The sequence below is a fragment of the Periweissella ghanensis genome (genome assembly GCF_918814755.1).
GTDB lineage: Bacteria > Bacillota > Bacilli > Lactobacillales > Lactobacillaceae > Periweissella > Periweissella ghanensis.
The window spans coordinates 1-15,032 of sequence record NZ_CAKKNT010000017.1; the positions used below are offsets into that span (position 1 = coordinate 1).

At 40.2% G+C, this 15,032-nt stretch carries 11 protein-coding genes and 1 tRNA gene; 6 read left to right on the top strand and 6 right to left on the bottom strand.

Going from position 1 to position 15,032, the window contains the following annotated elements:
• Positions 1–270: 270 nt before the first annotated feature.
• Complete coding sequence (locus LQZ76_RS06445; RefSeq protein WP_230098929.1) at positions 271–1,119, bottom strand: MurR/RpiR family transcriptional regulator; 849 nt, start codon at positions 1,117–1,119, stop codon at positions 271–273.
• A 169-nt stretch (positions 1,120–1,288) separates the two neighbouring features.
• Between LQZ76_RS06445 and gnd the strand changes: the two genes are divergently transcribed.
• Entirely contained in the window at positions 1,289–2,194 is a 906-nt protein-coding gene (gene gnd, locus LQZ76_RS06450) for a phosphogluconate dehydrogenase (NAD(+)-dependent, decarboxylating) (protein WP_230098930.1), read from the top strand.
• A 526-nt stretch (positions 2,195–2,720) separates the two neighbouring features.
• Here the strand turns inward: gnd and LQZ76_RS06455 are convergent.
• Positions 2,721–4,079, bottom strand: coding sequence for a hemolysin family protein (locus tag LQZ76_RS06455; RefSeq protein WP_230098931.1), 1,359 nt, complete (start codon positions 4,077–4,079; stop codon positions 2,721–2,723).
• A gap of 228 nt (positions 4,080–4,307) precedes the next feature.
• Here LQZ76_RS06455 and LQZ76_RS06460 point away from each other — a divergent pair, with 228 nt between their 5' ends.
• Entirely contained in the window at positions 4,308–5,153 is an 846-nt protein-coding gene (locus tag LQZ76_RS06460) for an undecaprenyl-diphosphate phosphatase (RefSeq protein WP_230098932.1), read from the top strand.
• A gap of 55 nt (positions 5,154–5,208) precedes the next feature.
• Here the strand turns inward: LQZ76_RS06460 and LQZ76_RS06465 are convergent, their stop codons facing one another.
• The 3 genes from LQZ76_RS06465 to LQZ76_RS06475 form a co-directional block, all read right to left on the bottom strand.
• Positions 5,209–6,081, bottom strand: coding sequence for an NAD(P)-dependent oxidoreductase (locus tag LQZ76_RS06465; protein ID WP_230098933.1), 873 nt, complete (start codon positions 6,079–6,081; stop codon positions 5,209–5,211).
• Between the two features lie 104 nt (positions 6,082–6,185).
• The gene (ade, locus tag LQZ76_RS06470; protein ID WP_230098934.1) at positions 6,186–7,862 is read right to left on the bottom strand and encodes an adenine deaminase; all 1,677 of its coding nucleotides are present in this window, start codon (positions 7,860–7,862) and stop codon (positions 6,186–6,188) included.
• Between the two features lie 66 nt (positions 7,863–7,928).
• Positions 7,929–8,360 (bottom strand): GNAT family N-acetyltransferase, encoded by a 432-nt coding sequence (locus LQZ76_RS06475; protein ID WP_230098935.1) that lies wholly within the window; start codon positions 8,358–8,360, stop codon positions 7,929–7,931.
• A 96-nt stretch (positions 8,361–8,456) separates the two neighbouring features.
• On the opposite strand from LQZ76_RS06475, the gene LQZ76_RS06480 reads away from it, so the two are divergent.
• The 4 genes from LQZ76_RS06480 (at position 8,457) to LQZ76_RS06495 (ending at position 13,498) form a co-directional block, all read left to right on the top strand.
• Positions 8,457–10,634 carry an LTA synthase family protein gene (locus LQZ76_RS06480; protein ID WP_230098936.1) on the top strand — a complete coding sequence of 726 codons (2,178 nt, stop codon included), beginning with the start codon at positions 8,457–8,459 and terminating at the stop codon, positions 10,632–10,634.
• A gap of 95 nt (positions 10,635–10,729) precedes the next feature.
• Positions 10,730–12,889: a Tex family protein gene (locus LQZ76_RS06485; protein ID WP_230098937.1), complete on the top strand. Its 2,160-nt coding sequence runs from the start codon at positions 10,730–10,732 to the stop codon at positions 12,887–12,889.
• Positions 12,882–13,331: a SprT family protein gene (locus tag LQZ76_RS06490; protein ID WP_230098938.1), complete on the top strand. Its 450-nt coding sequence runs from the start codon at positions 12,882–12,884 to the stop codon at positions 13,329–13,331. Before LQZ76_RS06485 ends, LQZ76_RS06490 begins: the two co-directional genes overlap by 8 nt.
• 83 nt (positions 13,332–13,414) lie before the next feature.
• Positions 13,415–13,498 (top strand) — tRNA-Leu (locus tag LQZ76_RS06495).
• A gap of 167 nt (positions 13,499–13,665) precedes the next feature.
• On the opposite strand, the gene codA is transcribed toward LQZ76_RS06495, so the two are convergent.
• Positions 13,666–14,901, bottom strand: coding sequence for a cytosine deaminase (gene codA, locus LQZ76_RS06500; protein ID WP_230098939.1), 1,236 nt, complete (start codon positions 14,899–14,901; stop codon positions 13,666–13,668).
• Positions 14,902–15,032: the final 131 nt, after the last annotated feature.

Genomic DNA, 15,032 nt, shown 5'->3' on the forward strand with positions numbered 1-15,032 from the left:
ATTAAAAGGTATTCTTGTACCATTTTTAGTTTAAATTCTTTTGAAAATTTTTTCATAATAAAACACCCCAAAAGTTGACCTTGCTTGGTCCAACTTTTGGGGTGCATATCAGTCTAACTTTAAATCACTTACATGCAAAGCCCACATATTTCGGCTAAAACGTGCTCACCAGGTCAGATAGTTCCGCCTAACTTCAAAACGCTTAAAATACCAAAATCGTATTTTAGCGTTTTTCCTTAGTGCTCACTATCTCCCGACCTGGTTCGCACTCTATTTATTTGGCACCCGCGTCGTTTCAATCGCCGTCCGCACATTATCCAAGACATCCTGTGAGTCCTGGCCTAAATGGAAACCAACCAAGGTGAAAAGCGAATCAATGATGGTGATTTGAGCGATTAGTGAACTCATTGATTCAGAGCGGAAGTTGACTTCTTCAGCTAATGAAACAAAGCACACATCAGCTAATTTCGCTAATGGTGAACTAGCAAATGAAGTGATAACAATTATTGGCACACCATTCGCCTTTAATTTTTCGGCAATTGCGAGTGTATCATGGTTCCGACCAGAATGTGATATTACAATTGCACAATCTGTTTGGCCCATGTGAACGGCTTGCATTAGTTGAATATCGTAATCAGGGTGCTGAATGACATTAATTGGGGTCCGCAAAAACTTGTGATAGCCGTTAAATGCCACTAGAGATGACCCACCAATACCAAATAAACCGACTAATTTAGCGTTACAAATCAAATCAATAGCAACGTCAAAGTCACTAGGATCCAACATTTCTAAGGTCGTGTTAAGAGCATTATCAGCGCCACTAAAGACTTTTTTGATAATATCATCGGTACTATCGTTGTCTTCGATTTCACCAAAAAAATTCTCGTCATTATCATTAGCAGCTAAGGCTAGACTGAATTCACGATATGATTCCCAGCCAATATGTTTAACAAACCGTGAAACGGATGCACTAGATACGCCAGAGACAACCGCGAGTTGTTGAATTGTAAAATCATGGGCTGCGTTGGGATTAGCTAAGATTGTATCGGCAATCCGTTGTTCTGTATTATTTAATTGTTGATAGTTCATCTTAATACTACTAATTGCAGTTTTAGCCATACTACCCCCGGTAAATTAACGAATGTATTGAATTCGCAAAGTCTGTTTTTTCTTTATGTATTAATTATATAGTAATTTTGAAAAGTTTTTACATTAAATTACTTGATTTTTGAAAAAAATTTTCATACAATATCAGTGTAATAAAAAATAAATTAAGAGGTGTTTCTTCATGAAATTCGCTATGATCGGTTTAGGTAAAATGGGCCTTAACCTTGTTAAAAACGCTGCTGACAACAAGCACGAAGTTGTTGCTTTTGACTTGAACGCAGACTTCGTTAAGGAAGCTGACGCATACTCAGAATTAGTATCTCCTGCTACTGATATCGACGATATGCTTGCTCAATTACCATCACCAAAAGTTGTTTGGGTAATGGTTCCAGCTGGTGTGCCTACTAACTCAACTATCGATACTTTGATCGAAAAGATGGACGAAGGCGATATCATCATCGATGGTGGTAACTCAAACTACAAGGACAACCTTGAACAAAACATCCGCACTACTGCTGCTGGTATCAAGTTCTTTGATGCTGGTACTTCAGGTGGTATGGAAGGTGCCCGTAACGGTGGTAACTTCATGATCGGTGGAGATGATGCTGAAGCTTGGAAGACTATCGAACCTTTATTCAAGTCAATTGCGCTTGAAGATGGTTACCTTTACACTGGTAAGCTTGGTTCAGGTCACTACTTGAAGATGGTTCACAACGGTATCGAATACGGTCAAATGCAAGCCATTGCCGAAGGTTTTGAAGTTCTTGAAGCCTCACAATTTGATTACGACTACGAAGCTGTTGCTAAGCTTTGGAACCACGGTTCAGTTATCCGTGGATGGTTGATGGAACTTATGGAAGATGCCTTCTCTAAGGATCCTAAGCTTGAAAAATTAGCTGGTCGTATGCACGCTTCTGGTGAAGGTCAATGGACTATTGAAGAAGGTCTTGATTTACAAGTACCAACTCCAGTTATTGCACTTTCATTGATGATGCGTTACCGTTCAATGCAAGACGACACTTTTACTGGTAAAGTTGTTGCTGCATTACGTAACGAATTTGGTGGTCACGCCGTTGACACTAAGTAATATTTAATTAAATATTATTGAAAAGTCTGATTGCAGTTAATGCGATCGGGCTTTTTTTTTGAAAAAAGGGTACAAAAAAACCACCGCGCAAGAGGGGGGAGCAACGGTGGTATTTCTAATCAAAGATGATTAGAAAATTAGCCCTTATATGGGGGGAGCTAATTAAATTATTCATTATCTTGGGGAAGTTAATGAATTGTCCAACTTGTGAACTTACTAATCCTATCGATAATATGTGAAATAAGTGTGAAGTTTGATGTAAAAAAATAATTAAATATTAAAAAAATAAAAATTGTATTAATAAAAGTAATAGCAAACATTAATTAAAACGAAAAAGGAGTGTGACAGAAGTCGGGCGATATCGAGAAATACTAGCAAAAAAGCCGAGAAAATGCATTTTTCTTGGCTTTTTTTGCGTATATTTCGAATATATCAGACTTCTGGAACACGTTCTAGTAGCAAATTACTACTAGAAAAGAGTTGTGTTACAGTATTTTTTACTAGTTTTATTCGTTAGCAGGCATTTTTAAAAAATACTGTCATCATCGGTATCTTCGGTGTTACGTGGATTGACCGTAACCTCAAAGTTGTTGATAAAAGCGTCGCTGTAATCGAGAATTTTGAAATCAAAGTTATCAATTTTGATAACTTGGTTAACTTTTAACGTCTTATTTTCATCAATCATAAAGCCCGACAAGGTCACCATTTCGGAATCTTGAAATTGTGGCACGCTAACTTGGAAGAAGCGTTCAAAATCATACATGGTCATCTTACCAGGAACAATATAGGTATTTTCACCAGTTTTTTGTACGAGATCTTCGGCGATTTCATCAATTTCATCACGAACGGTCCCAAAGAGTTCTTCATAAATATCTTTATCAGTAATAATTCCGGAAGTCCCACCATATTCGTCTGCAACAACGACAATCGGTGTCCGTTTTTCAATCATCTTTTTTAAGATGGCTTGAAGCGGCATGTTTTCAGGCACGGCTTCAATATTACGGAGGATTTTTGAAATTAAAATTGAATCATCAACTTGGCTTTGACGAACTAAATCAAAGGCATAAACATAGCCCAACACTTTATCTTTGTCGTTATTAGCAACGACTGGGAAACGTGAGAATTGTTCGCGTAAGTAGAAGGCTAATGCTTCTTTAACCGTGGTGGTAATATCTAGCACTTCTAGTTGGGTCCGGTCAATCATAATATCAACCGCTACTTTGTCATTCATTTGGAAGGCTCGTTGCATAAAGACGAAATCTTCTTCGGCTAATTGCCCACCGTGCACGGCATTACGTGAAAGAGATAAAATTTCAGCTTCGGAGAATGTTTCATCGTTTTCATCAGCTGGCTTTAAACCAAATAAACGTACCGTATGACTGGCAGACGTATTTAAGAACCATACGAATGGGTAGAAAATGACGTGGAAAAAATGTAATGGAGCAGTAACAAACATCAGTACTTTCATCGGCATATCGATGGCGACGTTTTTGGGCACTAATTCCGTAAAGACCACTTCAACATATGTTAACAATACCAAGGCAACAATTGATGCGATAATCTTGGTGGTTGGACCGTCTGAAAGGTGCGCAATGAAACCAAGGTCTAGCAAAATTTCAGAAATTGTTGACTCACCAAGCCAACCTAGAATTAAACCAGCAAGGGTAATTCCAACTTGGGTTGTTGATAAGTATTCGTTTAAGTTATTGACCATATGAATGGCACGGGCAATCTTTTTAGAAGGTTTAGGCAATTTATTTTGCGCATCCTCTAAGGCACTAATCCGAATCTTAACTAGCGCAAATTCGCTAGCAACAAACAATGTAGCTAATAATAGCACGACAACAATAACAAGCAAATTTGTAATTATATGACTACTATCCAATATCATAATCCTCATTTCTAAGCCATTTTTGGCCTAATTAATATTATACATAGAATTTAATTAATAGGCTATTGAATGTATTGAAAGTTAAATGTAAATCCTACATATGATTTATGTAAACGGCGACAAATATTTTTTAAAATATTGCTAGCAAGTATCCGTAAAGGAGTCCTTTTTGATATACTACATAAGTACGTAACGCGGATGCGTAAAGTAAAAGGAGAAAATATGTTAGAACTTATTAAAGCTACGATCATTGGGATTGTGGAAGGGTTAACGGAATTCTTACCCGTCTCATCAACTGGTCACATTATTATTGCTGAACAATTTGTGCACATGCGCGAATCAAAGCAATTTATGGACATGTTTAATTATGTTATTCAGTTTGGTGCTATTTTAGCAGTTATTGTTTTATACTTTAACAAATTAAACCCATTTTCTGGTAAAAAAGATGCCGAAGAAAAAAAACAAACTTGGATTTTATGGTTCAAAGTTATTGTTGCCGTTATTCCATCAGTAATTGCTGGTTTGGCCTTGAACGACTGGATGGATGCTCACTTGATGACTTGGCAAGTGGTTTCAGCCTTCTTTATTATTTACGGGGTTATTTTCATTTTTGTTGAAAAACACAATGAAAAGCAAACACCACGCCACACTAATTTATACACATTACCTTGGAAAACCGCTTTATTTGTTGGTTTATTCCAAGTATTAAGTATTGTTCCAGGAACTTCACGATCAGGAGCGACGATTCTTGGAGGAATCCTTGTCGGTGCTTCACGTTTTGTAGCATCTGAATTTTCATTCTTCTTAGCTATTCCAACAATGATTGGGGTTACTATTTTGAAGGTTGGAAAATTCTTGTTAGAAGGAAATACTTTCAGTGGTGCCGAAACAATGGTGCTATTTGTGGGAACGTTGGTTTCATTTATCGTGGCCATCATTGCAATTAAAACTTTCCTTGGCTTTATTAAAACGCACGACTTTAAAGCGTTTGGATACTACCGCATCGTGGCCGGGATTGTGTTTATCGTCCTTGGTTTGATGGGTGTATTACAAGGTAACTTAAGCTAATATATGTAATAAAAAATGGTTGAATTTTTAAAATTCAACCATTTTTTATTACCTATTATTGAAATGAAGCCCATAACTTAACAAGCGCTTGGGTTCCTTCATCACCTAAGTGCATTTCTTCAGTGAGTTTAGTATATAATGCTTCAGCTAATTTTGTCCCTGGTAAATCAAGATTCATTGCTTTAGCACCATCAAGAGCAATCCGCAAATCTTTTAGTAAGTGTTTGGCGTAAAAACCAGGTTGGAAATCACCTTTTAAAATTCGTGGTACGTAGGCATCCATACTCCAGTTGTCGGCCCCGCCACTGCTTAAAGTTTCAAGCACTTTTTGTAGATCGAGTTTGGCGGCTTTAGCATAGACGAGCATTTCACTCAAACCAATCATGGTAGCAGCAATCATAATTTGGTTAGCCATTTTAGTATGTTGGCCAGCCCCAGCGGCCCCAAAACGGTTGATTTGATGACCTAAAACTGCAAAAACTGGGGTGACTGCAGTGTACGCCGCTTCAGACCCGCCAACCATAATGGTTAAGCTAGCATTTTTAGCTCCAACATCCCCACCTGAAACGGGGGCATCAAGTGCACCAATACCGTGTTCCACAGCATAGTCACTAATTTTTTCAGCCAGTGTCGGCGTTGATGTGGTCATATCGATAACGATTTGATTGGGTTGGGCCGTACTAAAAATCCCTTCAGGACCAAAATAAACTTCTTCAACATCTTTAGGATAACCGACAATGGTAATGATGATATCTGCTTGGCGAGTGACCTCAGCGGGCGTATCGGCCCAGGTCGCGCCAAGAGCTACGACACCATCAGCTTTAGTTTTTGTCCGATTATAAACAGTGACCGGGTAGCCAGCATTAAGTAAGTTCGTAATCATGGCTGCCCCCATGACACCTGTGCCAATAAAACCAATTTTTTGCATGTTCACACCTCTTTTTGGTTAACGTCTTAGAATAACTTGATTATAACGCTTACTACAAAAAAAGACGATGGCATCGTCTTTTTTGGGATTTATTTTGATAATTATTAAACTTCACAACTGACAAAACTAAATGTCTCAAAATCAAATAAACCTTGGTCAGTGATTTTTAAAGACGGAATAACAGGGAGGGCTAAAAATGATAGGGTGATAAAAGGATCGTATTCGGCTGTGCTAATTTGCGTAAAGGCCCCTAGTAATTCATGGTAGTTGGCCCAAACTGTTTGATAATTTTCAGCAGAAACGAGGCCGCCAATTGGTAGTGGAAGGCAAGTTACTTCACCAGCTGCATTAACAACGGCTAAACCACCACCAACGGCGCCAATGGCATCAATAGCTTTGGTGATTAAGTGATCATCTGTTCCGGCCGCAATTAAGTTGTGCGAATCATGGGCCACCGAACTGGCAATGGCCCCATGTTGCCCGGCTTTAAATTGGAAGCCTTTGACAATGCCGACACCAGTATTTGGCAAATTACGGTGCCGTTCAACAACGACAATTTTAGCTAAATCTTGCTCAAAATCAGCGACGAAATTACCGTTTGCGGTCGGTACCTCTAAGATTAGACTTTCGGTATCAATGTGATTTGGAATAATCCCAATGACGCGGGCCCGCCCCGTTGCAATCGGTAAGGTTAAGTCGCCAATGGTATAGTTCATTGAGGTGTAGGGCCATGGGGTTGTTTGCGTCTCGTTATCGGCTTGCCAAATTCCAGCTTTCATAACGCGATGGATGGCTACTGATTCAACATCTTCTAAGACCACTAAATCAGCTTTAAAACCAGGCGCGATGGCCCCTAAATCAGTAATGGCATGTGATTGGGCACCATTAAATGACGCGAGGGTGTAGGCCATCGCCGGATACATACCTAAGGCAATCGCTTTTTGGATATTGTAATCAACACCGCCTTCATTAAACATATCGACAACCGTTTTATCATCAGTACAAAAGGCAAAACGGTGATAGTTGTCTACAGTCACCGCGGGAAGCAGTTTTTCTAAATCGCGTTCAACCGTCCCTTCGCGTAAGTAAACGTAAAAGCCCGCGGCCACCCGTTCAAGCGCTTCTTGGGCAGTACGTGCTTCGTGGTCGGTAGTAATACCATAGTGGCGGTAAATATTTAATTGGGCACCTTTTAAACCAGCGGTATGGCCATCAATTTGTTTGCCTGCGGCTTTAGCATCGGCAATTTTGGCCAACATATCGGCATCGGCATTGGCTAAAGCAGGGAAGTCCATGACTTCAGCCAGCCCACCAACATTGGGTGCTTGATAATATGGTTTTAAATCAGCGGCGGTTAATTTGGCACCTGCATTTTCAAAGCTGACCGCTGGCACGGATGAGGGTAACATATATTGAATATCGATGGGACTCTTAAGGCCTTCAGCTAAAAAGTAATCTAAGCCCGCGGTTCCTTGGACATTAGCAATTTCATGCGGATCGGCAAAAATGGTGGTAATCCCCCGTTTGAGGGCTAATTTACCAAATTCAACTGGACTCAATAATGAACTCTCAATATGCATATGGGCATCAATAAAACCTGGAACAATGGTTTTGCCGTTCGCATCAAAAATTTCACGGGCCACTAAATCCGGTTGCTCACCAAGGGCATAGATTTTATCAGCTAAAATCCAAATGGTGGTTGGTGTAAAAGTTAGATTAAAGACATCTAAAATTTGGGCATTAACAATTTTTTGATCGACAGTAATGGTTTGTTCAGGCATGAGAGTCCCCTCTAGGTTTTAGTTTTCTATTATAGCTAATTAATGAGTAAAATAAAAATAAAAAAATCAAATTTTCTTAATCATCGTAATATGGGGAATGCCTGCATCGATAAATTCGGCTCCAATGGTAACAAATCCCAAGGTTTCGTAAAATCCTTGGGCTGTAATTTGTGCTCCAAGGGTTAAACTGTTAATATTATGGACAGTTGCATCAGCACTGATTTTAGTCAGCAGCGCACTTGCTAGTCCTTGGTGACGAGCAGGTGCTAGGGTTGCAACGCGTTGAATATGCCACTCACCAGGATGTTCTTCAATGACACGGGCGGTCGCAGCTGGCTGATTGTTAAGGTAAGCGACATAATGCCATGTTTGATCATCGAGATGGTCAAGTTCATCGGCAAGACTAATACCTTGTTCAGTTACAAAAACGGCTTTGCGAATCATTAAAGCATCTTGGCTAGTTGGTGTGTCAGCACCAAATTGGACGTTAATTTTCATGATGAAATTTTCCTTAATATTGATTTAAAAAACATTTTATACTATTAATGGTAGAATTGATAAGACATGAATAAAATAATTAAAGGATTTTCTCGAATGCAAAAATTATTTCGAATGTTAAGCACCCGGAAAGGTTTTTTCTGGTGCTTAGTATTACTTTTTTGGGCGAAAACGCTCTTAGCATATACGGTTGATTTTGGTTCTTTAGGGGTTGAAACGCCTTTCCAAGTCTTCATTATGCTAATTAATCCCTTCGCAACAACGATTTTACTGCTAGGGGTTGCGTGGTTTTTCCGTTCCGCCAAGTTCTTTTATGCTTGGTTAGGTTTGGCCTACACGCTAAATACCGTGCTATTATACCTCAATGTGATTTACTTCCGGGAATTTACCGACTTTGTCACGATTAACGTTATCTTAGGTTACAACAAAGTTAATCAGGGGTTAGGGGGGGCTGGTTATGAATTAACCGCCGTCCATGATATTTTCTTCTGGCTAGATTTTGTGGTTATTATTGGTTTGATGCTCCTTCGTAAAATTAAATTCGATAAGCAACGGCCAAGTCGTTGGGCGGGCCTTGCCGCAGTGACCGGGGCCAGTGTGTTGGTACTCTTTAACATTGCGTTGGCTGATATGAGTCGCCCGCAATTGTTAACACGGCAATTTGATCGTACCTACATGGTTAAATATCTGGGTTTAGATGCCTTTACCACGTATGATGCGATTAATTCCCATAAGACGGCTGAATTACGTAAAAATGCCAAGAGTTCGGAAATTAATGGCGTCTTAAAATACGTTCACAGCCACTATGTGCCCGGTAATCCGAAATTTTATGGAATTGCTAAAGGGCGCAATGTGATTGTCATTCACTTGGAAAGTTTCCAACAATTTGTGATTAATCGTAAAATTGATGGTAAAGAAGTGACACCGTTCTTGAATTCATTGTACAATTCAAAATCAAGTCTTTCATTTGCCAACTTCTTTAACCAAGTGGGGCAAGGGAAGACGTCAGATGCCGAAAATATGTTAGAAACATCAACTTTCGGGTTGCCACAAGGTTCACTGTTTGCTCAACTGGGGAGTGATGAAACATTCCAAGCTGCCCCAGATATTTTAAAGCAACATGGTGATTACACTTCAGCAGTGTTCCATGGTAACAATGCGGCGTTTTGGAATCGTAATAATACCTATAAAAACATGGGCTATGATTACTTCTATGATGCTAGTTATTATGATACAACGGGTGATCGGGCAACTGGATATGGCTTAAAAGATAAGTTGTTGTTCCATGATTCAATTCAATATTTGGAACACTTACAACAACCATTCTATACGAAGTACATTACGGTGACGAACCACTTCCCATACTCACTTGATAGTGAAGATTTGGATAAAGGGTTTAAAACGACTAATACTGATTCAACACTTGTTAATAATTACTTCTTAACGAACCGCTACCTTGATGACTCCGTCCGGGAATTCTTTAACTACTTAAAGAAATCGGGCTTGTATAACAATTCGGTGGTCTTGCTATATGGTGATCACTATGGAATCTCAGATAGTGAAAACCCAAGTTTGGCTCCGGTATTAGGTAAGACGGCTTCTGAATGGAATGATAATGACAATGCCGAATTGCAACGGGTCCCATTAATTATTCACATTCCTGGTCTCAAAGACGGTGGGGTCCAAAACCAATATGGTGGTGAAATTGATGTGTTACCAACGTTGGAACATTTACTCGGCATTGATAACCGTGAATATGTTCAATTTGGCCAAGATTTAATGTCACCACAACACAGTCAACTTGTCGCGTTCCGGAACGGAGATTTCGTGTCACCTTGGTATAACTATATTAATGGGACAGTATATGATACTAAAACCGGTAATGTGTTAGATCAAACGGATGACTTAATGAAGACCATTAATGCGTGGGATGCCAAAGTCAAAGAAGCGCTGAGCCTGTCTGATTCCTTAAACGAAAAGAATCTGTTGCGCTTCTATCAACCGGCTGGCTTACCAAAAGTTAACCCGGATAATTACAATTATGTTTATCCAAATGGGATTAAACAAGCTGACGATCTTGAAGCAAATTTACACTTGAAATCAACGAGTATTTTCTCACAAAACCATAATCAATCGACGGTTGGTTTGTACCAAACGAATGCCCCAGAACTTAATCATAAAGATATGAGTGGTTCACGGATTCAACAAACCCGCCGCACCGATGTAAATGATGGTGGCTCAAGTTCGAGCTCGTCAGACGGTAATTCAAATTAAATCGGGTTGTTTAAAAGCTGATTGGACGTTACGTCCGGTCAGCTTTTTTAAATGGTATAATTACTCTTATTAATTAAACGAATTGAGGAGTGATTATGGATACGGAAATTAATGCCCAAGTGGCGCAACAACTTAATTTAAAAATTGGTCAAGTTAGCAATGTCTTGACGATGTTAGCAGAGGGTAATACCGTCCCTTTTATTGCACGTTATCGTAAAGAACGCACCCAAAATTTGGATGAAGTCGCAATTCGTGATATTGAAGGGGCCGCTAAAACGTTAAATGATTTAATTGCACGGAAAGCAGCCGTCATTAAAGCCATTACCGAACAAGGGGCCTTAACGCCGGCTTTAAGTAAAACGATTCAAAATGCGTCAACCATGCAAGTCGTTGAAGATTTGTATTTACCGTATAAACAAAAGCGGCGCACCAAGGCGATGATTGCCAAAGAACAAGGTTTGGCGCCGTTTGCGGCATGGCTACTTAAATTACCGAATGGGGATGTTCAAGCAACTGCTCAAAATTATGTGAATGCTGACCTACCAACAACTAGTGAAGTGTTAGCGGGCGCAATTGAAATTATTGCGGAACAAGTGAGTGAAAATGCTCATCACCGTGAATGGATTCGTGATTTAACTTGGAAGCAAGGACGTTTAGAAAGTAGCGTCAAAAATGGCGGCCAAGAGCTTGATGAAAAAGGGGTTTACCAACAGTATTATCAATTTGGGGAGCCCTTAAAAGGTTTAAATGGGTATCAAATTTTGGCTCTTAATCGGGGCGAACGTGAAAAAGTCTTAAAAATTGATTTAACAATCAATAGCGATGATGTTTTAAATCGCCTACGCTTTAAAGAAATTGGCACCATTAAAAATCAAGCCGGCGAAATCGTCGATAATGCCATTCAAGAAGCCTATAAGCGCTTTATTGGCCCCGCAATTGAACGTGAAATTCGAACAAGTTTAACTACCGATGCGAGTCAACAAGCGATTGATGTCTTTGGTGAAAATTTGTATCACTTATTAATGCAAACGCCCATTAAAGGGCAAGTTGTGATGGGCTTTGACCCTGGTTTTCGGACCGGATGTAAGTTAGCCGTTATTGATGCTAATGGTAAGTTTTTGACTAAAGCGGTCATTTATCCTCATAAGCCAGCCAATGCCAAGGAGCGGGCCGCCGCGGGTGAAAAGCTTCAACAATTAATTAAGGATTATCACGTTGAATTAATTGCCATTGGGAATGGAACGGCCAGTCGTGAATCAGAAGAGTTTGTGGCGGCTAATATTTCAGCCGGTGTCCACTATGTTATCGTCAACGAAGCCGGTGCATCAGTTTATTCAGCTAGTGATGAAGCGCGCCAAGAATTTCCTGAACTACATGTAGAAGAACGTTCGGCGGTCTCAATTGGCCGGCGGTTACAAGATCCGTTAGCGGAATTAATTAAAATTGATGCTAAAGCAATTGGGGTCGGGCAATACCAACACGACTTACCAGCCAAAGAGCTGGATACGACCGTTGGCACGGTAATTGAAACGGCGGTTAACCAAATTGGGGTTAATTTAAACACTGCGAGTGTCGCCTTGTTAACTCATATTTCAGGCTTAAATAAAACAATCGCGCAAAATATTGTGACGTATCGCGATGAAAATGGTGAATTTGCTTTACGTAATCAACTAAAGAAAGTTCCGCGTTTAGGACCAAAAGCGTATGAACAAGCCGCTGGTTTCCTCCGAATTATGGATGGTAAAAACGAGTTTGATAACACGGATATTCACCCGGAAAGTTATCCACTGGCCAAAGAAATCTTGGCCGCGGCTAAGTTAAGCTTAACGGACCTTAATACTCCGGCAATCCAAAAATTAGCAACGATCGATAGCCAACAATTAGCAATGCACCTTAATGCGGGCGCGGCAACGGTTGCTGATATTATCGCTAGTTTATTAAAACCTGGACGGGATGTCCGCGATGATTTACCAGGCGTTATTCTCCGCTCAGATGTCTTGCATATTGAGGATTTAAAACCCGGCATGGAACTTGAAGGTACGGTCCGCAATGTGACGGACTTTGGGGCTTTTGTCGATTTAGGGGTTAAGCATGATGGTTTAGTCCACATTTCCCGGATGAGTAAGCAACGTATTAAGCATCCGAGTGCCATCTTAGCTGTTGGGGATGTCGTTAAAGTTTGGGTTGTTGACATTGATTTAAAGCGTGATCGAATTGGCTTATCATTGTTGCCACTGGTGCAAACTAATGACTGATGCCCAGTTACAAAGCTTAGTTGAGCGCATTTCAATGACGGTTTTTGGGCAACCATTTCTACATCACGCCACTTTTAATGCCCGCTTACGCACGACTGGTGGCCGCTATCGGTTACAAGATCACAACATTGATATTAATCCTAAAATGTTGACTGAACATGATATGGCGACATTAGTCGGGGTGATTAAACATGAATTGGTGCATTATCATCTGCATTTAAGTGGGCAACCATATCAACATGTCAGTTCTGAGTTCAAACAATTACTCAAACAAGTTGATGGGTTAAGATTTGCGCCGCGTAATGAAGCAGCAGTAAAGACCCGCAAGTATCATTATGTGTGTCAAAAGTGTGCCATGGATTATTATCGGCAACGCCAAATTGACCTAAACAAGTATGTTTGCGGCCGATGCCAAGGGAAATTACAATTAAATGTAAATTAATTTAAAAAAAGTGTTGCATAGTCCTAGTTCGTCTGTTATATTTATATATGTTGTTAAAACATAACAACTTAGCTACACAACATGCGGGTGTGGCGGAATTGGCAGACGCGCAGGACTAAGGATCCTGTGGTAGAAATACCGTGGAGGTTCGAACCCTCTCACCCGCATCATAGTGAACACCAACTTCAATCGAGGTTGGTGTTTTTTTGTCTACAATTCAAGCATAAGTAAACATGTAAACGTTGGGTACATTGGACAATGCTAAATAGGCCGAAGATTTTTACTTCAGCCTATCTAGGGTGCGCAGTGATAATTACCTGCTAGGTGGGGTTAATTAAAAATGGATTTCTTTTTCGGCTGGTTTGGTGCTCACTAAAATCCGGCCATGATGAATTGAATACAACATGGCGGCGCGTTCATTTAAGGCGGTATAAAAATCAGATGCATTAAAAACTAGTAAGTTCGCCGGTTTGCCAACTTCAATCCCATATTGGTCACTAACATGCATGACTTTGGCCCCATTATAAGTAATGAAGCGATATGAATTAAGAATTTCATTGTAGCCCATAATTTGGGCGGCATGCAAACCCATGTGGAGTGAATCCAACATATTACCATTCCCCATTGGGTACCAAGGATCTTTGATATCATCTTCCCCAAAGGCGACGTTAATTCCATTAGCATCAAGTTCTTTCACCCGCGTCAAGCCCCGGCGCTTAGGATACGTGTCAAAGCGGCCACCAAGATACATATTAATTAAAGGGTTGGCAACAAAGTTAATCCCGGACATTTTAAGTAAGCGCATTAACTTATAAACATAGGCATCATTATATGAACCCATCGCCGTGGTATGCGAAGCGGTTACTTTTTCTTTTAAGCCGGATTCCAATGCTAAGGTCGCCATGGTTTCAAGCCCACGCGAGGCGGGATCATCAATTTCATCAGTGTGGGCATCAATTAATAAATTATATTTTTGGGCCACTTCAAAAGCAAAGTGCAATGATTCAACGCTATATTCGCGGGTGAATTCAAAGTGTGGAATCGCACCAATGGCATCAACGCCCAGTTCAGCAGCTTGAATCATTAATTCCTTACCATGCGGAAAAGATAAAATACCTTCTTGGGGAAAAGCAACCAATTGCAAAGTCATCCAGTCTTTAACTTCTTCACGCACTTCAATCAAAGCTTTTAGTGCCGTTAAATCAGGATCAGTGACATCAACGTGGGACCGGACAAATTGGAGACCATGACTCGCTTGGAGCCGTAAAGCCGCTAAGGCGCGTTGCTTAACATCTGCATGTGTCAACGTTTTTTTACGTTCTGACCAAATGCGAATGCCATCAAACAGGGTCCCACTTTCGTTCCATTCAGGATCACCGGCGGTCATCGTTGAATCAAGATGGACATGCGGATCAACAAATGGTGGGATGACAAGATTACCTGCTAGGTCAATGACGGTTTCATCAGGCTGTGGGGTTAAATTTGCGGTAATCGCAGTAAAAGTACCATTTTCAATCCGAATATCTTTTAATTCGGCTAAGGTCTCAATTTGAGCATTTTTTAATAACATAGGTAGACTCCTTTGAAGGTTTATGTGCCCAAAGTATACCATTCTTATATGGAAAATGAATTTATTTACTTAGATTAAATTTTGTCCCTCATAAAAAATCCCCGCTACCATAACAATAGCGAGGAGATAGT